The organism is Neisseria sp. P0022.S010, from assembly GCF_051956635.1.
In genome coordinates, this window is record NZ_JBQCXF010000028.1 from 1 (window position 1) to 23377 (window position 23377).

Genomic DNA, 23377 nt, shown 5'->3' on the forward strand with positions numbered 1-23377 from the left:
AGCAAAGGCAGCAGCATCCGCTTAATGCCCGAAGGCGAAGACAGGCGCGCCATTACACTTTATTTATGGAAATAAAGCCGTTTTCAGACGGCATGAAGCACCAAAAAGCTGATAAAATACCGCCTCACCCCCCTACGGCAAGCTATCCAATATGACCAAACATCCTCAAACAGCAGCCAATACCCGCTATGCCTTTGCCAGCATTGCCACCATGTTGGCCGCGTTTTTACTGTTCGTTGCCGTCATGTTGCTGCCTTTGGGGCTGACGGCGGGCACGCAAGTAAGCCTGATACGGCTTTCACTCTACGCAATCGTGCTGTTTGCTGTACTTGGCGGTATTTTTTCTGTACGCGTTGCCTATTTGCGTAAAAAGAACGGAGCATGACATGACCCAAGCCGATAAAATTCCACAAGAAATCCGCCTCCAGCAAGAGCGACGCGTACTAACTTTGGTCTATGTTGACGGTGCCAAGAGCCTTCCTGCCGAATACCTGCGCGTGTACTCGCCCAGCGCGGAAGTGCGCGGACACGGTGCCGGTCAAGATGTATTGCAAACAGGCAAAGCCGAAGTCAGCATTACCGATTTAGATCCCGTCGGTCAATACGCCTTGAAAATTACTTTTTCAGACGGCCACGACAGCGGCCTTTACGATTGGGACTATCTCTACCGACTGGCGCACAATCAAGACGCGCTTTGGCAAGACTATCTCGACCGCCTCGAGAAAGCAGGCGCGTCTAGAACGCCAAGTGCCGAAGATTTGAAACCCAAACGCACACATTCCTGCGGTAGCGGAGGTTGCGGCGGAAAGGCCGTCTGAAAAAAGGCGAGACTGTAGCATTCAACGACGGCAGAATTATTGACGGCAAAGCGTTCCTCCCCGCCTAAAAAAGGATGAGTAGCGGCTATCTTCGGCAATACCAAAGCCTGTCCGCAGGCAGTGCGCGCCGCACAAAACGCAGACATTTTGGTGCATGAAGCAACCTTTGCGGCAGGCGATGAAGAGACAGCGGAACGAGTGTTCCATTCGACCGTATCCGATGCCGCCAAGCTGGCTTTGCAAGCCAATGTGAAACAACTTTACCTGACCCACATCAGCGCACGTTATACCGAAGAAAAACAACGCCTGATGCTGGAGCGGCAGGCACAAACTATATTTCCCGCGTCGAAAGTGGTTGGCGATTTCGACGTATTCGATACCTGAATCCGTATTATTTTAAGAAGGCAGACACTATGAGCGACCACAAAACCCATTTCGGCTTCTCTACCGTTGACGAAGACGAAAAAGCAGGCAAAGTTGCCGAAGTCTTCCACTCCGTGGCAAAAAACTACGACATTATGAATGACGTAATGTCCGGCGGTCTGCACCGCGTTTGGAAACATTTCACCATCAATACCGCCCGCCTGAAAAAAGGCGACAAAGTATTGGATATCGCCGGCGGTACTGGCGATTTGTCCCGAGGCTGGGCGAAACGTGTGGGTAAAGAAGGCGAAGTTTGGCTGACAGACATCAATTCCTCCATGCTGACGGTCGGCCGCGACCGCTTGCTCAACGAAGGCATGATTCTGCCCGTATCGTTGGCAGACGCTGAAAAATTGCCGTTCCCCGACAACTATTTCAATCTGGTTTCCGTCGCATTCGGTCTGCGCAACATGACACACAAAGATGCCGCGCTGAAAGAAATGTACCGCGTATTGAAACCGGGCGGCACCCTGCTGGTATTGGAATTTTCCAAAGTGTACAAACCTTTGGAAGGCGTGTACGACCTCTACTCGTTCAAACTATTGCCGATTATGGGCAAACTGATTGCCAAAGATGCCGACAGCTACCAATACCTCGCCGAATCCATCCGTATGCACCCCGACCAAGAAACCTTGAAGCAAATGATGCTGGATGCAGGCTTCGACAGCGTGGATTACCACAACATGAGCGCAGGTATCGTCGCCCTGCATAAAGGCGTGAAATTCTAAGGCCGTCTGAAGCAAACACAAAGGGCGTGATTGATAAACACGCCCTTTGTTTTTTAAACCTTACCCAAGCCAATCTGATACAAACCAAAGGCCGTCTGAACAGCCGTAAAACGAAATCAAGGATTTCGGTTACACCATTCAGACGGCCTTAATATGTTCAAATCAGCTTATGTCCCTGCTTTCACGCTTTGCCATTGACGGACCATAAATTTCAATGCCGCCGGTTGGATAGGCACCATGATAAAGCTGTTTTTCAAATCCTCGTCAGTCGGGAAAATCGTATTGTCGTTTCTAAACTCTTCATCCATCAGCTCTTGAGCAGGTTTGCTGGACGGCGCATAAGTAACAAAATTGCCGTTTTTCGCCGCAACTTCAGGATCTAAGAAATCATTGATATACGCATGGGCATTGGCCACATGTTTGGCATCTTTCGGAATCACAAACGAATCCACCCAAATCCCCACGCCTTCTTTCGGCATCATCACACGGATTTTTTCCTTGCCGCCCGCTTCTTCGGCACGACGTTTGGCAATGTTCAAATCGCCGCCAAAACCAATCGTTACGCAAGTATCGCCGCGCGCCAAATCATCGATAAAACCGGACGAGGTAAAACGCTTGATGTATGGACGGTTTTTCTTCAAAACTTCCGTAGCCGCCTTAATATCCGCCGTTTCGCTGCTGTTTGGATTTTTACCCATATAGTTCAATACCATAGGATAAATTTCCGCCGCGCTGTCCAAATAGCTGATGCCGCATTGCTTGAGTTTGGACGTGTATTCGGGGTTAAACACCAAATCCCATTGATTGTCCGGCAGCTGATCCGTGCCCAAAGCCTTTTTCACACGCTCGGTATTGATGGCGAAAGTATTAGTCCCCCAATAAAATGGAACGGCGTATTCGTGATTCGGATCAACGCCTTCCATCAACTTCATCAACTGAGGATTCAAGTTTTTATAGTTGGGAATCAATGATTTGTCGATTTTCTGATACGCACCTGCCTTAATCTGCCTACCGACAAACGCATTGGAAGGACCTACGATGTCGTAACCCGACTTACCGGTCAACACCTTGCTCTCCAGCGTTTCATCGCTGTCATATACATCGTAAGTTACTGCGATACCGTGTTTTTTCTCAAACGCGGCAACCGTCTCGGGATCGACATATTCCGACCAGTTGTAAATGCTCAATACCTTTTGATTATCGGTTTGAGCCGCCTTGTCGGCAGAAGTTTTGTCCGAGCCGCCGCAGCCGGCCAGTGCCAGCGCAGTCAGTACGATGAGGGGCAGATGTTTGGTCATTATCATTCCTTGCGTATCCGGTTGAAAATAGAGAGGCATTATAAAGCAGGCAAGCCCGAGCGGATAGGCTTCATTGTTAAAAGATATCGCCCCGCTTGAGGCCGTCTGAAAGATAGGTTGCAGTCAACTTAAAACCTTTCTGCCGATAGCTTGAAATATGGTTTTGCGGTAAGATAACGCCCATTCGTTTTTAATCGCAACGCGCCGTCCGGGCCGTCTAAAATCCTTGTAAAAAATTTATCGAGACATTATGAAAACCACCGAACTACGCCAAAAATTCTTAAAATTCTTTGAATCTAAAGGCCACACCATCGTCCGCTCCTCCTCGCTCGTGCCACACGACGACCCAACCCTGCTGTTTACCAACGCAGGTATGAACCAATTTAAAGACGTATTCCTCGGCTTTGACAAACGCCCCTACAACCGCGCCACTACCGCGCAAAAATGCGTACGTGCAGGCGGCAAACACAACGACTTGGAAAACGTAGGCTACACCGCCCGTCACCACACCTTCTTTGAAATGATGGGCAACTTCTCCTTCGGCGACTACTTCAAACGCGATGCCATCCACTTCGCTTGGGAATTCCTGACTTCCCCCGAATGGTTGAACATCCCTAAAGACAAACTGTTGGCAACCGTTTACGCAGAAGACGACGAAGCCTACAACATCTGGTTGAACGAAATCGGTATGCCTGCCGAACGCATCGTCCGCATCGGCGACAACAAAGGTGCGAAATACGCATCCGACAACTTCTGGCAAATGGGCGACACCGGCCCTTGCGGCCCTTGCTCCGAAATTTTCTACGACCACGGCGAAGAAATCTGGGGCGGCATTCCGGGCAGCCCTGAAGAAGACGGCGACCGCTGGATTGAAATTTGGAACTGCGTATTTATGCAGTTCAACCGCGACGAACAAGGCAATATGAATCCACTGCCTAAGCCTTCCGTCGATACCGGCATGGGCTTGGAGCGCATGGCCGCCGTCATGCAGCATGTTCACAGCAACTACGAAATCGACTTGTTCCAAGACCTGCTCAAAGCCGTTGCCCGCGAAACCGGCGCAGCTTTCAGCATGGAAGAACCCAGCCTGAAAGTCATCGCCGACCACATCCGCTCCTGCTCCTTCCTGATTGCAGACGGTGTCTTGCCTTCCAACGAAGGCCGCGGCTACGTATTGCGCCGCATCATCCGCCGCGCCGTGCGCCACGGTTACAAACTAGGCCAGAAACAGGCGTTTTTCTACAAACTCGTGCCCGATTTGGTGAAAGAAATGGGCGCCGCGTATCCTGAGTTGAAAGAGAAACAGACACAGATTATGGAAGCCTTGCGCGCGGAAGAAAGCCGCTTCGGCGAAACGCTGGAAAAAGGCATGGGCTTGTTCAACCAAGTGCTCAACGGCATGAAATTCCTGAAACTGGAAAGCTTGTTGCCGCAAGACGGTGTAGGCAAACCTCTGACATTGAAAACCGCAGATGGTGTGGAATTTACCGCCGCTTCCCGTGTTGCTCCGAGCAAAAAGCAAATCGTTATCCGTCCTCGAGTTTCAGGCAGCCTGAACGAAGGCATGTATATCGATTTGCAGGCTGCTTTGGAAACCGCCCATATTCCCGACGCGAAAAAACCGTTTGCCGAAGCCTTGAATACCTACTTGATGGACAACATCGCCAACAGCAAACTCGTTATCGGCGGCGAACACATCTTCAAACTCTACGACACCTACGGTTTCCCCTACGACCTAACCGCCGACATGGCGCGCGAACTGGGCATCGAACTGGACGAAGCAGGCTTCGAGCGTGAGATGGAAGCCCAACGCACACGCGCACGCGCCGCACAAAGCTTCAAAGCCAACGCTCAACTGCCTTACGAAGGTCAGGACACCGAGTTTAAAGGTTATAGCGAACGCCAAACCGAATCCAAAGTCCTCGCCCTCTACAAAAACGGCGAGCAAGTCAACGAATTGAACGAAGGCGACGAAGGTGCCGTCGTTATCGACTTTACCCCGTTCTATGCAGAATCCGGCGGCCAAGTCGGCGACGTCGGCTATATCTTCGCAGGCGAAAACCGCTTTGAAGTACGCGATACCCAAAAAATCAAAGCGGCCGTATTCGGCCAATTCGGCGTACAGACTTCAGGCCGTCTGAAAGTCGGCGACAGCGTTACCGCCAAAGTGGATGACGAAATCCGCAATGCCAATATGCGCAACCACAGCGCGACCCACTTGATGCACAAAGCCCTGCGCGACGTATTGGGCGAACACGTTGAACAAAAAGGCTCTTTGGTTACCGCCGAATCCACCCGTTTCGACATTTCCCATCCTCAAGCGGTCACTGCCGAAGAAATCACCGAAGTAGAACGCCGCGTCAACGAAGCCATTTTGGCCAACGTTGCCGTCAACGCAGCCATTATGAGCATGGAAGATGCCCAAAAAACCGGCGCCATGATGCTCTTCGGCGAAAAATACGGCGACGAAGTACGCGTACTGCAAATGGGCGGTTTCTCTACCGAATTGTGCGGCGGTACACACGTTTCACGCACCGGCGACATCGGCCTCTTCAAAATCATTAGCGAAGGCGGTATTGCCGCAGGCGTACGCCGTATCGAAGCCATCACCGGCCTGAACGCACTCAAATGGGCGCAAGAACAAGAGCGTTTGGTGAAAGACATTATTGCCGAAACCAAAGCCCAAACCGAAAAAGACGTACTGGCGAAAATCCAAGCAGGCGCGGCACACGCCAAAGCATTGGAAAAAGAATTGGCACGCGCCAAAGCCGAACTCGCCGTCCACGCAGGCGCCAAACTCTTGGACGATGCAAAAGACTTGGGTTCAGCCAAACTCGTTGCCGCACAAATCGAAGCAGATGCCGCAGCCCTGCGCGAAATCGTGACCGACTTGACCGGCAAATCAGAACAAGCCATCGTATTGCTCGCCGCAGTCAACGACGGCAAAGTCTCCCTGTGCGCAGGTGTATCCAAACCGTTGACTGGCAAAGTCAAAGCAGGCGATCTGGTTAAATTTGCAGCCGAACAAGTCGGCGGCAAAGGCGGCGGCCGACCGGATTTGGCACAGGCGGGGGGGGCGGATGTTTCCCAAGTCGGCGCGATGCTGAATTCAGCAGAAGGCTGGGTTAGAGAGAAGTTAGCTTAATTCTTTGATTAAATAAGAAAGGTCGTCTGAATTATTTCAGACGACCTCTGTTATAAATTGTTTGAAGGTAAATAAATGCGTATTAGAAAAGGCCGTTATTTCCTCAGCCGAGTTGTAAAAATTAATCTTTCTCAGGAAAATTTGATAGATGCAATTTGTAATCCTGCAATTATCAAAGTTGGAAAATATAACTGGACAATAACGGATATGATAGACAAAAGGGATGATGAATCTTTACCTTTTATCTATGGTAGATTGGTTAAGTACGCTGATGATACTCAGGACGTAGTGGATGAATATAATCACACACAAGACCAGTCGATGACAGCAAACCTTGTCAAAGCATCTTCCCCATTTGTTTATTTACCTAGATTTTCTGGATTGTGTTTCTTGCATGTATATAACGGTATAGAATCCGAAACGTTTCCCCGTAGGTTTAAGAAAATTATAGAGGATGCTCGTAATTTAAAATATAACGATTTATTGATAGAGTGCGATGTAGATGCAATTTCTGACTACGCTTCTTTCCGTAATAAAATCATAATGATTAAAAAAATTACTCAAATTGAAGCTACCGTATCTCCCCCTAATCCTCTGTTTGGCAGAATTTGGAAATCTTTAAAAGAGACCTTGGAAAAAAGGAATACAAGTACACTTAGAATTAATGAGGAAAGCGAAAAAAGAGAAGGACTAAAAACAAATCTTCACGACTTGGTTAATAGTATTGAGAAAAATAATATATCTAATTACAAGCAAGAAGTTGCATTGCCTGATGCTGCTATTCTTATGGCAGCAGATGGTTACGGTACAGGAAAAGTTGCAGGGGAAGATAATAATGGAGAAATAATAGAAGTAAGGACTAGAGATGTACAAAAAAGTTTTCTATTTGAAAAAGATCCATCCCCGGATTTCTTAGCACGAAAAGCTAATGAAGAATTTATAAAAGTTAGTGAAGAAAGAAAAATGGAGCATTAAATTTGAAAGAATTTATTAGAACATTTTTTATTAGTTTTGAATTTCTTACAATTTTATTCAGTATATTTGTATATATATTTTTTGGAGAAGTCTTAGAGAATTTGTTAAAAACGATAGCATTAAACGAAGATATGCTTAAATATATTTTGCCCATTCCAGTTGCAATATTCTGCTGGATTTTTAAGGATGGGGGAAAATTTCTCCTTCGTGATACAGAGTATGCAAAAATATTGGTTCACTTAGAAGAATATAAAAAATTAAAAATATGTTTTTATGTTGGCTTTATTCATGCGGTATCTTCGTTAATAATATGTATTATTTCCGCAGTAACTTATCAAAAGACGGCATTGCATACAATAGCTTTTTGTTGCGGCGTGCTAGTTTTATCAATTGTTGCAATTAGCTTTTATCTCGCTCATGGGGAGATAAAAGACATTTTTGTTAAAAGCTCTTCATAATTGTGCATAAGATTGTTTTGCAAAATCAACGAACTCACAGCAAGTGTGGTTTTGAGTAAGCCGTAGCTTGCATTCCCATCAACCGCGTGCGTGGCTACGCCATACACCCTACCTGCGGGCGACGCAAACCTTAAGTTAAGGTGTAGGGTGTGTGCGGTACGCACGCACGCGGTTTTTGTTGCTACCGAATGATTCCAAACCATGCCGTAATCCAGTCAGCAGCAAACGCAGCTTGGGTCATGTACCAACAAAACTCAATATCAAAGGCCGTCTGAATTTCAGACGGCCTTTCTGTTTTCATTTCAAGCTGATATTTAAGCTTTTTATTCAATCATCTAACAATCAATCTTTCTCAACCGTAAAAAACAGTTCTTCCTGTTTCAAAGCATTACCGTCTGCATCGGTCAATGCTGCTTCTGCTGCGGAAAACTTGATAACAGCAAGGCTGAGGCTGCCTTGCTCAGTCAGTGCTGTGTTGAGGATGACGCCTGCTTCTTCTTCGCCGACTTTGACGACAATACCGGCGGCTTCCAAAGAATCGCCGCTTAATACGGCCAAACCGCGTTTGACTTGGCCTCGGTATTGGGCGCGGGCGATGATTTCTTGGCCGGGGTAGCAACCTTTACGGAAATGGACTGCGCCGATGATGTGTTGGTTGAGCATTTGGGCAACAGCCGCTTCTTTGGTTGCAGCGCAAATCCACGGATAGCCGCTGCGGATTTCGTGCAGGTTCCACGCGTTTTCGGCTCCTGCTTGATATTCGGCTGCGTTTTCGGCTGCTGAAATTTTCAGACGGCCTGTGTGCGGCAAGGTAATTTCTACGGTGTTTGCTTGAATTTGGGCTGGGAAAGACAGTTGCGGTTCGGCAGCGGGATGAGGCTCTGCATTGTCTGCCAACTCGCCGCTGACTGCTAAATCAGGCATAAGCTCGAAGACGACTTTTGCACGCAAGACAAACATTCTCAGGCGTTTGACGATGGCTTCGGTCAAATCTTGAGCCATGACCAACAGTAAATCTTCTCCGCGATTGATGACCAGCATATTCGCCAACACACGGCCTTTAGGCGTATTGTATGTGGCGTAACATGCCTGACCGGAAGCTAAATTATTAATATCGTTGGATAATTGGCCATGAAGAAATGATGCTCTGTCTTCACCGCTGACACGGACAACGCCGAAAAAAGGCAGGTGGGTTTGCATAATCGACTCCTTAAATAGTAGATGCTGAATTATCTCCCAAATTGCCGCTTATTATCAAATAAATAAATTCAGGCCATCTGAATGTTTCAGACGGCCTGTTGTTTGGATTCAAGCAATCAAAATTATTTGATGCTGACTTTGCGGATAATCACGGCTTCGGTCGGTACATCTTGATGGAAACCGCGTGTCGCTGTTTTCACTTTGCTGATTTTACGGACAACGTCCATGCCGGAAGTGACTTTACCGAAAACGGCATAGCCGTAGCCTTGAGGGGTTTTGCTTTTGAAATTCAAAAAGTCGTTGTCGGCCGTATTGATAAAGAACTGGCTGGTTGCGGAATTCGGATCGCCGGTGCGCGCCATGGCGATGGTGCCGACATTATTTTTCAGGCCGTTGTCTGCTTCGTTGTTGATGGCTTTATCGGTGGACTTTTGAACCATTTTCTCGGTAAATCCGCCGCCTTGAATCATAAAATTGTCGATAACGCGGTGGAAAATCGTGTTGTCGTAAAAACCTTTTTTGGCATAATTGACAAAGTTTGCCACGGTTTTCGGCGCTTTGACTTCATCCAACTCCAGTTGGATGTTGCCCATATTGGTTTCAATCACGGCATGGGTAACCGCTTGCGCTTGCACGGAGAGTGAGAGTGCGAGGGCGCACAGGGTCAGTTTGATGGATTTTTTCATATGTCTTCTCGAATGATGTATTGTGAAAATGGAATATTAACCTTGTTTCGCGTGAAATCCATAAAAAACATGTAAGATTTTTCAAGCAAAAAACATAAGGCAATCAAATCAGGCCGTCTGAAAAGGGATAAAAAACAAATTCTTGCTTTTTATCATTCCCTTTCAGACGGCCTGCTATTACGGTCAAACCAAAATCAGATTAGAAATCCAATTCCGCTTTCAGCCAATAAGTGCGCGGCATACCGGCGACGGCGAAGCTGCGGTCGAATTGGCCGCGCTGAACCTGCCAGTAGTTTTTGTTGAACAGGTTTTCTACCGAGCTGCTGACGGTCAAAGTATTTTTACCAAGCTTGGTTTTGTAGCGCGCGCCTACGTCAACCAAGGTGTAGGACGGGAAGGCGTATTGTTTTTGCGTGTCTTGGTAAGACTTGCCGAAATATGAAACATTGCTGTTCAAGGTCAAGCCTTTAGCAAACGGGGTATCCCACTCGACACCTGCTTTGGCAATTACGCGCGGATTGGCGACTTGTACGCCGTTTACCAGCATATCGCGTGAATTTGGGTAGTCTTTCACGGTCGATTGCAGATACATCAGGCCCAAAGTCGGACGCAAAGTATTGTTGAGCAAGTTCGCGTAGGTGTTGAACTCAATACCGCGGCTACGCTCCATGCCTTGCTCGTCGCCGGCTGCGCCGCCCAAAGCTTTATACGCTGCGAAGTCTGTTTTGCCGGTGGTAGAACCGCGCCAGTAACCCGGACGTTTGATTTGGAACGCGTTTAACGTGGTCACGAAATTACCCCAGTTTTTACGCACACCCACTTCAAACTGACGGCTGACACGCGGTTTGGACATGGTGGTATTGCCGTCATCGTCGGTTTTGATATCGGCAGGCTCCAAGTCTTCCATATAGTTGCCGTATACCACCAAATCGGGCTGCGGCACCCATGCAGCCATCAACATCGGACTGAAGCGTTTGGCATCGCCGCTTTGTCCTGCTTTTTTATCGGTATATTCAACCGCTTGGAAACGACCGCCCAAAGTCAGACGGTATTTGTTGTCGGCAAAACCCAGTGTGTCAGACAAAGCCAAGCTGTTGACTTTGATATTGGCATCAAGATTGGCAGAGCTTTCCCAATCGGTTGCATAGTCCGGTTGGAAAGAATCAAGTTGCGCTGCAATATCGCCGCTTGCAGAAATTTTCGCACTGCTGCTACCTGCTGACAAACCGCGCGTAGTGGCGCGTTGACGGATAACGCGGTCAAAAGCCGTACTCCAGTTGTGCGTTACAGGGCCGGTTTCAAATTCGCCTCGCGCAGACAGGTTCATGCTTAAAGTGCGGAAGTATTGGTCGGTCAGACGGGCCGTACCGGTGTTGTAGTCATAGTTGCGGGCCGTTACTTTGCCGCTGGCGTTTGTGTTTTGCGCATCGGTACAAGTACTGGTGGCATTCAAACATACAGTAGGGGAAATCAGCGTACCGTAATAACGCGCTTTGTTGTAGCCGATACCGCCTGTAATCTGTGCATTGTCAAACGCATCCCATTCAAACGTCAGCATATTGGTTTGGCCGACGGTGTTTTGCCAGTTCCAAGAAGGCAGCAGGTTGGTTTTACCGTCAGGTGCGTCAAACAAGCGGCCGTTGGCGTTTTGAATATCCTGAATACGTGCGCGGCCACCGTTGGTTTTGCGTTTCGCGTAGATGGAATCGAATGCCATACGCAGTTTTTCGCCGCGATAATCGGCATTCAAGGCAAATTCTTTGTTGTCTTCGCTGTAACCGTGGCGCGGGGTGTCGCCGTGGCGCAGTTTACCGTTGGCGCGTACGCCGAATTCTTTGTTTTCGCCGAAGCGTTGGCCCAAGTCGAACGTACCTTGGGCGCGATTGTTGCTGAACCAGCCCAAACCGATTTTGCGGTTGCCTTCGTCGGCGGCTTTTTTGGTTTCGATATTGACGGAACCGGATACCGCGCCTTCAGGGTCCATGCCGTTTACGGCGGTGGACGCACCTTTAATCAGTTGCGCGGAGCCGACTTGCACGCTGGCCGTACCTTGCGTACCGTACATGCCCGCCAAACCATTGACGCTGAATTGGCGCGCATCAAGTTGGTAACCGCGGAAGTACAGACCGGTCAAAGTATTGCTTTCGCCGCCAAACTGCCAAGTCGAAGCGTCTTTTTTCGCTACGGCATCCACCAAAGTACGCGCTTCGGTGTTGTTGAGGGCTTTTTCGTCGTAATTGACCACGGTAATCGGCGCGGTAAAGGCATTGGCTTTACCCAATACGCCCAAATTCACACGGTCGCGCATATCGCCGTCGCTGGCAATAGAATACGAGCGTGCGGCCTTCACGCGTTTGGCGTCGGCGTGGACTTTGACTTCCTGCACTTCTGCATGGGCTTCGGGAGCAGGGGTGGCTTCATCGGCGGCGTAGGCGAATGCGCTTGCAACCACAAGCGGCATCAGGGCTAATTTGCTGTTCATAAATTCCTTCTGAGTTGAAATATTAATAATTCTTATATCGGGTAAAAAATTACAAAGTAATTTAGCTTTGCGATTATATTTGATAAGATTCCTACTTTCCACAAAAACAAATAAGAACTGTTTGTAAATACAAAAATACAACAGTTTGAAAAACTATTTTCATAGTGATCATAATTCAATAAATTCGCCGTCCTTTCAGACGGCCTTTACGACCCTTTCAGAGAATACACCCATGCAAAAATGGCAAACCGAGCTTTATTCCTCACCGTCTTGGCTGGTGCAGACCTTGTTGATGGTCGCCGCAGCTTCGGCGGTGATTCTGTTTTTTGCACGCAACACGCGTTTCGGGCGCGAGTTCAGCTATATTCTGCGCCTTTGCCTGACGCCCAAAAGTGCAGTTAAAGTATTGCTGCTGATTACGGCGATGATTACGCTGCTGCTGACCGAAGTGCGGTTGAATGTTTTGAGTACCTTTATGTCCAAAGGGCTTTACGACTCAATGCAGGATTTGAATGCCTCCGCGTTTTGGATGTTTGCGGCGATGAATGCAGGCGTGGTGTTGATACGGGCGTTTAACAACGTCGTCAACGACTTTCTCGATCAAGGCTTGGCGATTAAATGGTCGGAGCGGCTCAATAAAGTTTTGACTTCGCGCTGGCTTGCCGACAAAAACTACTACCGCCTGCAAATGCGCCGTCATGCGCCGGACAATATCGACCAGCGTATCCAACAGGACGCGCAGGAATTCATCGCTTCGACCATCGAATTTGTGCGCGGCATGGTCAATTCGGTCGTTACCTCGCTGGAATTTGCCGTTGTTTTGTGGGGCTTGGCGGGCATCCTGACCGTGTTCGGCTTCGATATTCCGCACGGCATCGTTTGGTTTGTCTATATGTTTGTGATTTTGGCGACCTTTATCGCCATGTGGATAGGCAACCCTTTGATTCGTTTTAATTATGAAAACGAAAAACTCAACGGCGACTACCGTTATTCCCTTGTCCGCGTGCGCGACCATGCGGAAAGCGTCGCGTTTTACAACGGCGAAAAATACGAACACGAACAGCTTGCCGACCGCTTCAAAGCCATCATCCGCAACCGTTGGCGCATCGCGCGGCAAAGCGTCTGCCTGAGCGGCTTTAACGATATGTTTACCAACGGCATCAAGCTCTTCCCCATTATTTTGCAAGCCCCGCGCCTGTTTGCCGGACAAATCAAAATCGGCGACATCCAGCAGACCGTCCAAGCCTTCGCACGACTGCAAAGTGCGCTGTCTTTCTTTCGAATGTTCTATGACAAGTTCACCGCCTACCGCGCCCGATTGGAGCGTCTGTACGGCTTTTTGCTGAGCACGGAAGAAAAACACGCCGCACAACAACCTGAGCTTACCGAAGTTTCAGACGGCCTGATCTTAGAAAACGTTGCCCTATACCGCCACAACGGCGAAGTTTTATTAGACGGCATCAACATCAACCTTAAAAGCGGCGATTCCCTGTTGATACGTGGCCCGAGCGGTTGCGGCAAGACTTCCCTTCTGCGCGCGCTGGCAGGTCTTTGGCCTTTCGGCAGCAGCGGTAAAGTCAGCCATCCGCCGCACCAAGACATCCTTTTCCTGCCGCAACGCCCCTACACGGCGCAAGGCAGTCTGCGCGATGCGATTTGTTACCCCGACATTGACCATCATCACCCCGAGTTAGCCGAAGCCATGAATACCTGCCGCTTGGACTACCTGGTGGACAAATTGGATAAAACCGACGACTGGCAGCACAAACTCTCGCCGGGCGAGCTGCAACGCGTCGCCTTCGTCCGCGCCCTGCTCTCGCAGCCTAAAGTCATCCTACTCGACGAAGCCACTGCTGCCTTGGACGAACCGACCGAAGCCATGCTCTACCGTGCTTTAAAACAAAAACTGCCCGACACCATCATCATCAGCATCGGACACCGCAGCACGCTCAACGAGTTCCATGATTTATGCCTTGATGTCGGTTATGTACAATGCTGAATTAAGGGCATACCAAAGGCCGTCTGAAACAGTGAAAAACGAAATCTAACGATTTTGTCATCGCCGTTTCAGACGGCCTTTTCAAACGCTATGGCATGTTTATTTGCTATACTCTGCATTGTGTTAACGTCGCCTAAAGAATATTGATGAAAACCCTGGCCCTCATTCCACATTACAACCACCCGACCACCATCAGCTACGTTGCCGAAACCATGCGCGGCTTCGGTTTAAACGTTTTAATTGTGGACGACGGTTCACGCGAAGAATGCAAACCTGTATTGCAGGCTTTGGTTTCAGACGGCATCGATGTCCTTTACCGCCCTATCAACGGCGGCAAAGGCGCAGCGGTCAAAACCGGCTTGGAATACGCCGAAGAGCATGGTTATACCCACGTCTTGCAGGTTGATGCAGACGGCCAACACTGCTTAAACGACACACCCAAACTCCTTGCCGCTGCGGAACAAAATCCCGAAGCCGTTGTCTGCGGTTGGCCGCAATACGGCGACGACGCGCCCAAAGCACGGCTTTACGGACGCAAAATTACCGACTTTTGGAATATGCTGCACACTTGGTCATGCGACATCAAAGATGGCATGTGCGGCTTCCGCCTCTATCCGCTTGCACCCGCGCTATCCGTCGTCCGCGAAGAAACCGTAGGCGACCGTATGGACTTCGATACGGAAATCCTTATCCGCCTGTACTGGCGCGACGTCAAACCGGTTTGGATTAAAACACCCGTCCAATACGCCGCCGACGGCGTGTCCCACTTCGATGCCTTTGCCGACAATGTCCGCATCAGCAAAATGCACACACGGCTGTTTTTCGGTATGTTGAAACACCGATTGGGCAAAGTTTTCGGAAAGGCCGTCTGAAACCATGACCGACCATAAACAAACCCATTGGGCGGCGCAGCCCGAACGCGGCAGCCGCTTGTTTCTCGCCCTGACCACGCTGATGGTGCGCCATCTGCCGGCCTTTTTGATGAAGCCGTGCATTTGGTTTGTGGTGCTGTATTTTTATGCAACCGCGCCCAAACCGCGCCGTCATGTCTTACGCTATCAAACCCGTCTTCAGACGGCCTTTCCCCATACCGTCCTGCCGAAACACAGCGTATTCAAACAATTCGTCGCATTTGGCGAAGCGGTTTGCGACCGTTTTGCCGTGTGGCAACGCAAAATCCGTTATGAAGATTTGGTGATTGAAGATCCGGACGACATCTATTCGCAAGTCAAGCGTAACGAACGCGGCCAGATTTTTGCCTGTTCGCACTTAGGCAATACCGAAGTTTGCCGTGCGCTGGTGTCGCACCATAAAGATTTCAGACTCAATGTATTGGTGCACAGCAAACACGCGCAGGCATTTAACGAGGCATTGCAAAAAGCCGGCGCAGAACATATCCGCCTGATTCAGGTAACCGATTTGGACACTACCCTGATGATGGAATTGAACCGCCGTATCGAAGACGGCGAATGGATTGCCATCGCGGCCGACCGAGTACCTGTACGCGGCGAGAAAACCGCCGACATTAATTTCTTAGGCCACACGGCCCCTATGCCGCAAGGCGCATGGCTATTGGCTTCGCTTTTAAAAACGCAGGTAAACACGCTGTTTTGCGTCAAACAAAACGGCCGCTATCATTTGAAATTGCGCCGCTTTACCGATACTTCCAGCTGGAAACGCGGCAACCGTGAGGCTGCCGTTAAGGATGCAATGCAGGGTTTTGCCGACATTTTGGCGCAAGAATGTGCGCAAAATCCGCTACAATGGTTCAATTTTTATGATTTTTGGGGCGAAGACGCCGTCTGAAACCATCACACTCACTTTTTTAAGCCATGAAAAAACACATCTATTGCCAACACAGCTTTGAAACCGAAGTTCCTTTTTTTGACGTAGATGCCATGCACATCGTGTGGCACGGCAACTATGTCAAATACCTTGAAACCGCACGTTGCGCTTTTCTGTCTTCCATCGGTTATGACTACAACGAAATGGGGCGGCAGGGGTACAGCTGGCCGATTGTGCAGATGAACCTCAAATACATCCGCCCTGCCCGTTTCGGCCAAAAAATCCGCGTTGATATGGACATTGTCGAAATCGAAAGCTGCCTGCGTATCGATTACACCATTTACGATGCCGAAACCAATGAAAAGCTGACCCGCGCTTCGACTACCCAAGCCGCAGTTTCGCTTTCAGACGGCCTGATGCAGTTTCAAACGCCGGACAGCTGGTTGGAAGCCGTCAAAAGACATCCGACATTTAAGACCGTCTGAAAAATTTAACGATTAAACCAATCTTTGTCTGTGTACAAACATTACCCTTTATAATTTTAAATTTCCGTTTTCAGACGGCCTTTGTCCTCAAACCGCACACATTATGCTACTGAACCTCAACCGCTTTGCCTTTCCTGTTTTCTTAAAAGAAACCCGCCTGCTTACCGCCCTCGCCCTGCCCATGCTGTTGGCGCAAGTGGCGCAAGTGGGCATTGGTTTTGTCGATACAGTAATGGCCGGCGGCGCAGGCAAGGAAGATTTGGCCGCAGTGGCTTTGGGCAGCAGCGCGTTTTCTACGATTTACATTACCTTTATGGGCGTGATGGCGGCGTTGAACCCGATGATTGCCCAGTTGTACGGCGCGGGTAAAACCGAAGAAGTCGGCAAAACAGGAATGCAGGGCATTTGGTTTGGCTTGTGTTTGGGCGTATTCGGCATGTTGTTGATGTGGGCGATGATTACGCCGTTCCGTCATTGGCTGACATTGAACGATTATGTCGAAGACACGATGGCGCAATATATGTTCTTCACCAGCTTGGCAATGCCGGCCGCCATGATACACCGCGCCCTGCACGCTTATGCCTCCAGCTTGAACCGTCCGCGCGTGATTATGTTGGTCAGCTTTGCGGCGTTTGTGTTGAATGTGCCGCTGAACTATGTGTTCGTTTACGGCAAATTCGGTATGCCTGCTTTGGGCGGCGCAGGTTGCGGCGTGGCAACGGCAGCGGTATTTTGGTTCAGCGCATTGGCTTTGTGGCTTTATATCGCCAAAGAAAAATTCTTCCGCCCGTTTGGTTTGACGGCAAAAATCGGCAAACCAGATTTGACGGCTTTCAAACAGATTTGGAAAATCGGCGCCCCCATCGGCTTGTCTTATTTTTTAGAAGCCAGCGCGTTTTCGTTTATCGTCTTTTTGGTGGCACCATTCGGCGAGGATTATGTCGCCGCGCAACAAGTCGTCATCAGCCTGTCGGGTATTTTGTATATGGTTCCGCAAAGCGTCGGCTCGGCAAGCACGGTACGCGTTGGCTTTTCGCTCGGGCGGCGCGATTTTTTGCGGGCGCGTTATATTTCAGGCGTTTCATTGGTGTTGGGCTGGATGCTTGCTGCCTGCACCGCGCTGCTCTTGGTCATCTTTCGCTTTCAGTTGGCCGGTATGTACACCAACGATGCGGCAGTATTAGGCATTGCCGCGACTGTTTTATTTTTCGCCTCCCTATTCCAATTGGCAGACGCCACCCAATGTATCGCTTCATATGCGCTGCGCGGCTATAAAGTGACCAAAATGCCGATGTTCATCCATGCCGTGGCTTTCTGGGGTTGCGGCCTGTTGCCCGGCTACCTGCTTGCCTATTATGCCGATATGGGCATTTACGGCTTCTGGACCGCGCTGACCGTTTCACTGACGATTGCCGCCATTGCATTGGTATGGTGCTTGGAGCTTTGCAGTAAAGAGAGGGTCAGATCGCATAAGGCCGTCTGAAATTTCTTTCAGACGGCCTCCATTGATATTTCATTTACGGCTTATTCACTCTTAAGGAAAAAAATGTTTTCAACTCCCATTATAGAAAAACTTGCTTACTATGTTTATTGCTTGATTGACCCTAGAGACGGCAATATTTTCTATGTAGGAAAAGGCGTGGGCAATCGCGTTTTCCATCATGCCCTAGGTTCATTACAAGAAACAGAAAAGCCAAGTGATAAAATTGCTTTGATTAGGGAAATACATAAAAGCGGAAACCAGCCCGTGTATTACATTCTGCGGCACAACATCCAAACAGACAAACAGGCTTTTGAATATGAAGCAATGGCAATAGACCTACTCTCCCTAGTCAAGCCGAGCCAGCAGCCGCTGACTAATATTCAAGGGGGTGCGCATTCTTCAGAAGTAGGATTAATGAGTTTGTCGGAATTAAAACGAAAGTATGATGCTCAAGAATTAAAAACTGATAAACCCATTGTTTTAATTACGATTAATAACGAATATGAGAAACTAAAAAAAGGCATTAGATCTGGGAATATTCCTGAAGCCAATAGGGATAAGGAAATTTACGAACGCACACGGAAATATTGGAAAATCGGAAGCCGACGTGAAAAAGCAAAATATGCAGTTGCAGTCTATCGCGGCTGGACATTGGCAGTGTATGAAATCGAAAGATGGATTTCTGCCGACGATATTATTCAAGGCCGTTGGATGTTTGAAGGCAAGTCGTTACCAGAAGGCTCCGACATTTATGAAGAAATCGTGAATAAGCTGACCTATTCTTCCCAAGAAAATTATAAAGCGCCCCAAAACCCCATTACCTATCGTAATTGTTAAATAGTAAGTTTTCAGACGACCTGAATCCACAAAATCACAAATCATCATGCAACCCATCCAATACCAAACCGACCTTACCCCTTACAACACTTTCGGCCTCAAAGCCCAAGCTCAAGCCTTTATCGCACTCGAACACGCCGACGAGTTGCGCGACATCGTCCGGCTGCCCGAGTTCGACCGAGATACTGTTTTATGGCTCGGCGGCGGCAGCAATATCCTTTTGATGGAAGACTACGCCGGTCTGGTTGTGCATATGGAAAACAAGGGAATACGCAAAATTGAGCGTTCAGACGGCCTGGTTTATATCGAAGCGCAGGCCGGGGAAATTTGGCATGATTTTGTTTTGCATACGGTTGGACTGGGTTTGAGCGGACTGGAAAACCTCAGCCTGATTCCGGGTACGGTCGGCGCATCTCCGGTACAAAACATCGGCGCATACGGCGTTGAAGTCAAAGATGTTATCCATAGCGTACGCTGCTTTGATTTGAATACAGAAACCTTTGTCGAGCTTTCCAATGCCGATTGCGATTTTGCTTATCGTGAAAGCCTGTTCAAACAGGAAGGCAAAGGGCGTTATGTGATTGTTTCGGTTGTATTTGCGTTAAAAGAGCATTTTGTGCCGAACTTGGGCTATGGCGATTTGGCGGCCGCGGTTGCCCAGCTGAGCCAAGGCCGCGAGGCGACGGCCAAAGATGTTTCCGATGCGGTGTGTGCAATCCGCAACAGTAAACTGCCTAATCCTAACGTACTTGGTAATGTCGGCAGTTTCTTTAAAAACCCAGTTGTCAGCGCTGAAAAAGCGGCCGATTTGTTGCAGCAATACCCCAATATGCCACGCTATCCGCAGCCTGACGGTTCGGTCAAACTCGCGGCCGGCTGGCTGATTGACCAATGCCGTCTGAAAGGCCATCAGATCGGCGGTGCGGCCGTGCATGACAGGCAGGCTTTGGTTTTGGTGAATAAAAACAACGCGTCCGCGCAAGATGTCCACCAGCTGGCGCAATATGTTTGTAATACAGTATTTACTCAATTTCAGGTAGAATTACACGCAGAACCCAACTGGCTGCCGACTTCATACAGCCTATAAAACAAAGGAGTGTATCCCATGCCGCGCATTGCTAAAGTCAACACTTACACACGAATCATCAATGCCAGCCTCGCCTTGTTCAACGAAGAAGGCGAGCGCAATATCAGCACCAACCACATTGCCGCCCACTTGGGCATCAGCCCGGGCAACCTCTACTACCATTTCCGCAACAAAGACGAAATCATCGTCCAATTATTCAAGCGTTACAGCGAGGCCCTGCTTGCCTATCTTAACGAAGCCGTGTTGCCGTCTAATGTCGAAGACTCCATTAACTACATGGCCGGTATTTATGATGTGATGTGGGAATACCGTTTCCTTTTCAGCGATGTGAATACCCTGCTTGCCCGCAGTGCCGAATTATTGGGCGAACACAATACCTTTACCCAAGCCAAAGTGTCCCCACTGTTGGTTAACCTGCTGACCCAGCTCAACGGGCTGAACATCATCAGCGCAGACCAAACCGCCATGAACGACCTTGCCGTCAATATGTGGATGGTGACGAAATACTGGTTCGACTTCGACAGCTCCCTGCGCGGCCGCGCCAAGTTGACCGAAGATTCCAAAGTACGGGGCATCAGCCGCACACTCAGCCTGTTGCGCCCTTACCTCCTGCCGGAACACCGTGCCGAATTCGACCAAAAAATCGGCAGCAACCATTAATTTTTCCATACAAAGGCCGTCTGAAAACGTGGCTTTAACCAAGTTAAAGCTATTTTCAGACGGCCTGTTAATTTTCGGATGCTTTATTTATGCACCTTCCCGATATTTCCATTCTCGGCTTAGGCTATCTCGGCCTACCGCTGGCACAAAAATTTTACGAGCAAGGCAGTCAGGTAGCCGCCGTCAAACGCAATCTAACCTCCGACGACATTAATCTGCCGATTGAGCTCGACATCATCGATTTGAATCAAGACGATCTTTTTCACAGTTCGGCCTTGTGGCAAAACCACATCAACAAGCCGACATGGTTTTGCCTGCTTCCGCCTTCGTCATTAAACCATTACGCCGATACCCTGAAAAAATGGATTCAGCTTGCCGAGCGATGCAAGGTACAACACATCATCTTTACCGGCAGCACCAGCGTATATGGCAACCAAGTACGCGTATGCGATGAAACCACGCCGCCCGATCCGCAAACCGAATCCGCCCGTCAAATCCTCGCGGTTGAGCAAGCCTTGCTGGAAAGTGCCGTCCCCCATATCGACATACTGCGACTGGGCGGGCTTTACTCTGCCGACCGTCACCCCGTTACCAAACTGGTTCGGAAAACACGCATTCAAGGCGGCAATCAACCCGTCAATATCCTTCATAAAGACTTGGCCGTCCAAATCCTTTTTCAGACGGCCTGCCAAGCAGACGGCAAACGTATCCGCAATATTGTCGAACCCCGCCACCCAAGCCGGGGCGAATTTTATACTGCCGAAGCGGCCAAACTCGGGCTGCCGGCTCCTGATTTCATCGTTGATGATGAAAGCAACGGCAAAATTGTAAATACCGTTTGCGCAGACGGGCTAAGCCTGTAAAATTGCGACTCAATCCATTCATCCGTTTCAGACGGCATTTAGAGTAAACCATGTCCGCCCTATTTCCCATTATCAACCACCTGATACAGCAAAATCCGGAGCAACAGCGCGAGCTGTCTGAATTTGCAGGCAGCATCATCTGCATCAGCCTGACCGGTTTCAGACTGACCGGACGCATCAGCGAACAAGGTTTTCTTGAAACCGCAAACGACACCGCCGACACCAACATCACATTCCACAACAGCGCCATCCAAAAAATCCTCCAAGGCGGCCAGCCCGGCGTGGGCGATATCAGCCTCGAAGGCGACTTGGTATTGGGCATGTCCGTCCTTCCTATTTTGGGTGGACTGCGCTATTATCCGAGCGAAGATTTGGCGCGTGTATTCGGTCATGTGGCCGCAGAAAGCATCAGCTCGCGTGCCGGCGACATCGGCCGCACCATGAAAAAAATCGGCAAAAGCATTGCCGAGCAAATCAGCGACTTTTCACGCGAACCAGAATCCCCTGTTATCGACCAAGCCACGCTTGCCGCATGGCTGGAAGAAGTGGACAAACTGCGCGACGACGTTGCCCGCTTAAACGAACGCCTCGACCGCCTCGAGCGCGATATCTGGATAGATTAAATACTTAATTTCAGACGGCCTATTACATGAAAAGCCCATTTAAAAACATCGGTATCGTTACGCGTCCCAATACACCCGAGATTCAAGATACCGTCCACACATTGGTTTCTTTTCTACGCGAAAACGGCTTTACCATCTATCTGGATGAATTGAGCGTAGAAGAACACTGCGTCTATATCCAAGATTCCGCCTACTGCGAAACCGTCAACAAAGCCCAGCTGGGCAAATACTGCGACCTCGTCGTTGTACTCGGCGGCGACGGTACCTTCCTCTCCGCCGCCCGTGAAGTCGCCCCGCGCGCCGTACCCATCATCGGCATCAATCAAGGCCACTTGGGCTTTCTCACCCAAATCTCGCGCGACACCATGGTTGAAGGCATCCGCCCCGTACTAGAGGGCAAATATCTGCCCGAAGAACGCATCCTCATCGAAGCCAGCATCATTCGTGACGGCGAAACCATCGAACGCGCCCTCGCCCTCAACGACACCGTACTGTCTCGTGGCGGCGCAGGCCAAATGATCGAATTTGAAGTCTTTATCAATCAAGAATTTGTCTATACCCAACGTTCGGACGGCCTGATTATTTCCACACCGACAGGTTCGACCGCCTACGCGCTTGCCGCCGGCGGCCCCATCATGCAGGCCGGTCTGCACGCCTTCACACTCGTGCCCATCTGCCCGCAATCCATGACCAACCGCCCGATTGCCATCTCCGACACCAGCGTGATCGAAATCCTCATTACCAAAAGCGGCGACGCACGCGCACATTTTGACGGACAATCCCATATCGACGTGCAAAACTTCGACCGCATCATCATCCGCCGCTATCACAACCCCTTGCGCGTCCTCCATCCCACCGATTACCAATACTTCAAAACCCTGCGCCAAAAGCTGCATTGGGGCGAACAATTGATTTAAAACCACTTCAATAAATAGGCTGACCATGAAAACCATTTCCCAAACCTTAATCATCGCGCTGTGCGCCCTTTCCTCCCTCTCCGTCTCCGCACACGGCATGCACAAAAGCAAACCCTTGTCCTTTGAAGAATTGCCGAAAATCTGCCAGCAATACTTTACCCGTGCGGATGCGTGTTACCAAAAAGCAGGCAATAAAGCATCGTTTCAACGCGACAACACAAAATACCTGCGCCAAATCCTGCCTGCTGCCGACGTAGGCCAACGTGAACGCATGTGCCAAATTGCCATGGATACATTCGCCGAAAAAACAAAAAACTTGAGCTGTGAATAAAGACCTCTGTCTTAGCTCTAACAATTTTTGATTTCATAAAAAGGCCGTCTGAAACATTGGATTGTTTCAGATGGCCTTTTTAATATTTTATAAC

At 49.3% G+C, this 23377-nt stretch carries 23 protein-coding genes; 19 read left to right on the forward strand and 4 right to left on the reverse strand.

The window, feature by feature from the left end; all coding sequences use genetic code 11:
* Positions 1 to 151 precede the first annotated feature (151 nt).
* The 4 genes from ACTHUT_RS05025 (at position 152) to ubiE (ending at position 1969) form a co-directional block, all read left to right on the forward strand.
* The gene (locus ACTHUT_RS05025; protein ID WP_314511984.1) at positions 152 to 385 is read left to right on the forward strand and encodes a cytochrome b6; all 234 of its coding nucleotides are present in this window, start codon (positions 152 to 154) and stop codon (positions 383 to 385) included.
* A 1-nt stretch (position 386) separates the two neighbouring features.
* On the forward strand, positions 387 to 818 hold the full coding sequence (locus ACTHUT_RS05030; RefSeq protein WP_049344227.1) for a gamma-butyrobetaine hydroxylase-like domain-containing protein: 432 nt from the start codon (positions 387 to 389) through the stop codon (positions 816 to 818).
* 120 nt (positions 819 to 938) lie between these two features.
* The gene (locus ACTHUT_RS05035) at positions 939 to 1202 is read left to right on the forward strand and encodes a ribonuclease Z (RefSeq protein ID WP_440345872.1); all 264 of its coding nucleotides are present in this window, start codon (positions 939 to 941) and stop codon (positions 1200 to 1202) included.
* A gap of 29 nt (positions 1203 to 1231) precedes the next feature.
* The gene (gene ubiE / locus ACTHUT_RS05040; RefSeq protein WP_004519946.1) at positions 1232 to 1969 is read left to right on the forward strand and encodes a bifunctional demethylmenaquinone methyltransferase/2-methoxy-6-polyprenyl-1,4-benzoquinol methylase UbiE; all 738 of its coding nucleotides are present in this window, start codon (positions 1232 to 1234) and stop codon (positions 1967 to 1969) included.
* 167 nt (positions 1970 to 2136) lie between these two features.
* Here ubiE and ACTHUT_RS05045 read toward each other — a convergent pair whose 3' ends face one another.
* Positions 2137 to 3267 carry a polyamine ABC transporter substrate-binding protein gene (locus ACTHUT_RS05045; RefSeq protein ID WP_070504654.1) on the reverse strand — a complete coding sequence of 377 codons (1131 nt, stop codon included), beginning with the start codon at positions 3265 to 3267 and terminating at the stop codon, positions 2137 to 2139.
* Between the two features lie 250 nt (positions 3268 to 3517).
* Here ACTHUT_RS05045 and alaS point away from each other — a divergent pair, with 250 nt between their 5' ends.
* The 3 genes from alaS to ACTHUT_RS05060 all read left to right on the forward strand — a co-directional run bounded on the left by alaS (position 3518) and on the right by ACTHUT_RS05060 (position 7845).
* Entirely contained in the window at positions 3518 to 6412 is a 2895-nt protein-coding gene (alaS, locus tag ACTHUT_RS05050) for an alanine--tRNA ligase (protein WP_440385799.1), read from the forward strand.
* A 75-nt stretch (positions 6413 to 6487) separates the two neighbouring features.
* Positions 6488 to 7387 (forward strand): hypothetical protein, encoded by a 900-nt coding sequence (locus ACTHUT_RS05055; protein ID WP_265511163.1) that lies wholly within the window; start codon positions 6488 to 6490, stop codon positions 7385 to 7387.
* A 2-nt stretch (positions 7388 to 7389) separates the two neighbouring features.
* The gene (locus ACTHUT_RS05060) at positions 7390 to 7845 is read left to right on the forward strand and encodes a hypothetical protein (protein WP_440385798.1); all 456 of its coding nucleotides are present in this window, start codon (positions 7390 to 7392) and stop codon (positions 7843 to 7845) included.
* Positions 7846 to 8187: 342 nt separating this feature from the next.
* On the opposite strand, the gene ygfZ is transcribed toward ACTHUT_RS05060, so the two are convergent.
* The 3 genes from ygfZ to ACTHUT_RS05075 all read right to left on the reverse strand — a co-directional run bounded on the left by ygfZ (position 8188) and on the right by ACTHUT_RS05075 (position 12213).
* Positions 8188 to 9045 (reverse strand): CAF17-like 4Fe-4S cluster assembly/insertion protein YgfZ, encoded by an 858-nt coding sequence (gene ygfZ, locus ACTHUT_RS05065; RefSeq protein WP_440385797.1) that lies wholly within the window; start codon positions 9043 to 9045, stop codon positions 8188 to 8190.
* Positions 9046 to 9167: 122 nt separating this feature from the next.
* On the reverse strand, positions 9168 to 9731 hold the full coding sequence (locus tag ACTHUT_RS05070; RefSeq protein WP_004519955.1) for a peptidylprolyl isomerase: 564 nt from the start codon (positions 9729 to 9731) through the stop codon (positions 9168 to 9170).
* Positions 9732 to 9930: 199 nt separating this feature from the next.
* Positions 9931 to 12213 carry a TonB-dependent receptor gene (locus ACTHUT_RS05075; protein WP_440385796.1) on the reverse strand — a complete coding sequence of 761 codons (2283 nt, stop codon included), beginning with the start codon at positions 12211 to 12213 and terminating at the stop codon, positions 9931 to 9933.
* Positions 12214 to 12445: 232 nt separating this feature from the next.
* Here ACTHUT_RS05075 and ACTHUT_RS05080 point away from each other — a divergent pair, with 232 nt between their 5' ends.
* From ACTHUT_RS05080 to ACTHUT_RS05135, 12 genes are all read left to right on the forward strand, one after another.
* Positions 12446 to 14212, forward strand: coding sequence for an ABC transporter ATP-binding protein/permease (locus ACTHUT_RS05080; RefSeq protein WP_440385795.1), 1767 nt, complete (start codon positions 12446 to 12448; stop codon positions 14210 to 14212).
* A gap of 146 nt (positions 14213 to 14358) precedes the next feature.
* A complete protein-coding gene (locus tag ACTHUT_RS05085; protein ID WP_107737032.1) occupies positions 14359 to 15084 on the forward strand; it encodes a glycosyltransferase family 2 protein in 726 nt (241 codons plus the stop codon).
* Between the two features lie 4 nt (positions 15085 to 15088).
* Positions 15089 to 16018 (forward strand): LpxL/LpxP family acyltransferase, encoded by a 930-nt coding sequence (locus ACTHUT_RS05090; protein WP_440385794.1) that lies wholly within the window; start codon positions 15089 to 15091, stop codon positions 16016 to 16018.
* Positions 16019 to 16044: 26 nt separating this feature from the next.
* A complete protein-coding gene (locus ACTHUT_RS05095) occupies positions 16045 to 16482 on the forward strand; it encodes an acyl-CoA thioesterase (protein ID WP_440385793.1) in 438 nt (145 codons plus the stop codon).
* 103 nt (positions 16483 to 16585) lie between these two features.
* Entirely contained in the window at positions 16586 to 17965 is a 1380-nt protein-coding gene (locus ACTHUT_RS05100) for an MATE family efflux transporter (protein ID WP_440385792.1), read from the forward strand.
* Positions 17966 to 18028: 63 nt separating this feature from the next.
* Positions 18029 to 18802, forward strand: coding sequence for an LEM-3-like GIY-YIG domain-containing protein (locus tag ACTHUT_RS05105; protein WP_440385791.1), 774 nt, complete (start codon positions 18029 to 18031; stop codon positions 18800 to 18802).
* Between the two features lie 46 nt (positions 18803 to 18848).
* Positions 18849 to 19889 (forward strand): UDP-N-acetylmuramate dehydrogenase, encoded by a 1041-nt coding sequence (murB, locus tag ACTHUT_RS05110; RefSeq protein ID WP_440385790.1) that lies wholly within the window; start codon positions 18849 to 18851, stop codon positions 19887 to 19889.
* Between the two features lie 18 nt (positions 19890 to 19907).
* Positions 19908 to 20549 carry a TetR/AcrR family transcriptional regulator gene (locus ACTHUT_RS05115; RefSeq protein ID WP_036491149.1) on the forward strand — a complete coding sequence of 214 codons (642 nt, stop codon included), beginning with the start codon at positions 19908 to 19910 and terminating at the stop codon, positions 20547 to 20549.
* 89 nt (positions 20550 to 20638) lie between these two features.
* Positions 20639 to 21412 carry an SDR family oxidoreductase gene (locus ACTHUT_RS05120; RefSeq protein ID WP_440385789.1) on the forward strand — a complete coding sequence of 258 codons (774 nt, stop codon included), beginning with the start codon at positions 20639 to 20641 and terminating at the stop codon, positions 21410 to 21412.
* Positions 21413 to 21462: 50 nt separating this feature from the next.
* Positions 21463 to 22035, forward strand: a complete 573-nt coding sequence (locus tag ACTHUT_RS05125; protein WP_003746353.1) for a ubiquinone biosynthesis accessory factor UbiJ — start codon at positions 21463 to 21465, stop codon at positions 22033 to 22035.
* A 26-nt stretch (positions 22036 to 22061) separates the two neighbouring features.
* Entirely contained in the window at positions 22062 to 22952 is an 891-nt protein-coding gene (locus tag ACTHUT_RS05130) for an NAD(+) kinase (protein WP_039863638.1), read from the forward strand.
* Positions 22953 to 22977: 25 nt separating this feature from the next.
* The gene (locus ACTHUT_RS05135) at positions 22978 to 23283 is read left to right on the forward strand and encodes a hypothetical protein (RefSeq protein WP_440385788.1); all 306 of its coding nucleotides are present in this window, start codon (positions 22978 to 22980) and stop codon (positions 23281 to 23283) included.
* Positions 23284 to 23377: the final 94 nt, after the last annotated feature.

Bases quoted from the DNA above. Each gene is read 5' to 3' on its own strand.
- ACTHUT_RS05120 (WP_440385789.1), top strand. From the start codon at position 20,639: ATGCACCTTCCCGATATTTCCATTCTCGGCTTAGGCTATCTCGGCCTA.
- alaS (WP_440385799.1), top strand. From the start codon at position 3,518: ATGAAAACCACCGAACTACGCCAAAAATTCTTAAAATTCTTTGAATCT.
- ACTHUT_RS05045 (WP_070504654.1), bottom strand. From the start codon at position 3,267: ATGACCAAACATCTGCCCCTCATCGTACTGACTGCGCTGGCACTGGCC.
- ACTHUT_RS05055 (WP_265511163.1), top strand. From the start codon at position 6,488: ATGCGTATTAGAAAAGGCCGTTATTTCCTCAGCCGAGTTGTAAAAATT.
- ACTHUT_RS05070 (WP_004519955.1), bottom strand. From the start codon at position 9,731: ATGAAAAAATCCATCAAACTGACCCTGTGCGCCCTCGCACTCTCACTC.
- ACTHUT_RS05100 (WP_440385792.1), top strand. From the start codon at position 16,586: ATGCTACTGAACCTCAACCGCTTTGCCTTTCCTGTTTTCTTAAAAGAA.
- ACTHUT_RS05080 (WP_440385795.1), top strand. From the start codon at position 12,446: ATGCAAAAATGGCAAACCGAGCTTTATTCCTCACCGTCTTGGCTGGTG.
- ACTHUT_RS05125 (WP_003746353.1), top strand. From the start codon at position 21,463: ATGTCCGCCCTATTTCCCATTATCAACCACCTGATACAGCAAAATCCG.
- ygfZ (WP_440385797.1), bottom strand. From the start codon at position 9,045: ATGCAAACCCACCTGCCTTTTTTCGGCGTTGTCCGTGTCAGCGGTGAA.
- ACTHUT_RS05075 (WP_440385796.1), bottom strand. From the start codon at position 12,213: ATGAACAGCAAATTAGCCCTGATGCCGCTTGTGGTTGCAAGCGCATTC.
- murB (WP_440385790.1), top strand. From the start codon at position 18,849: ATGCAACCCATCCAATACCAAACCGACCTTACCCCTTACAACACTTTC.
- ACTHUT_RS05105 (WP_440385791.1), top strand. From the start codon at position 18,029: ATGTTTTCAACTCCCATTATAGAAAAACTTGCTTACTATGTTTATTGC.
- ACTHUT_RS05030 (WP_049344227.1), top strand. From the start codon at position 387: ATGACCCAAGCCGATAAAATTCCACAAGAAATCCGCCTCCAGCAAGAG.
- ACTHUT_RS05095 (WP_440385793.1), top strand. From the start codon at position 16,045: ATGAAAAAACACATCTATTGCCAACACAGCTTTGAAACCGAAGTTCCT.
- ACTHUT_RS05025 (WP_314511984.1), top strand. From the start codon at position 152: ATGACCAAACATCCTCAAACAGCAGCCAATACCCGCTATGCCTTTGCC.
- ACTHUT_RS05085 (WP_107737032.1), top strand. From the start codon at position 14,359: ATGAAAACCCTGGCCCTCATTCCACATTACAACCACCCGACCACCATC.
- ubiE (WP_004519946.1), top strand. From the start codon at position 1,232: ATGAGCGACCACAAAACCCATTTCGGCTTCTCTACCGTTGACGAAGAC.
- ACTHUT_RS05115 (WP_036491149.1), top strand. From the start codon at position 19,908: ATGCCGCGCATTGCTAAAGTCAACACTTACACACGAATCATCAATGCC.
- ACTHUT_RS05130 (WP_039863638.1), top strand. From the start codon at position 22,062: ATGAAAAGCCCATTTAAAAACATCGGTATCGTTACGCGTCCCAATACA.
- ACTHUT_RS05090 (WP_440385794.1), top strand. From the start codon at position 15,089: ATGACCGACCATAAACAAACCCATTGGGCGGCGCAGCCCGAACGCGGC.
- ACTHUT_RS05135 (WP_440385788.1), top strand. From the start codon at position 22,978: ATGAAAACCATTTCCCAAACCTTAATCATCGCGCTGTGCGCCCTTTCC.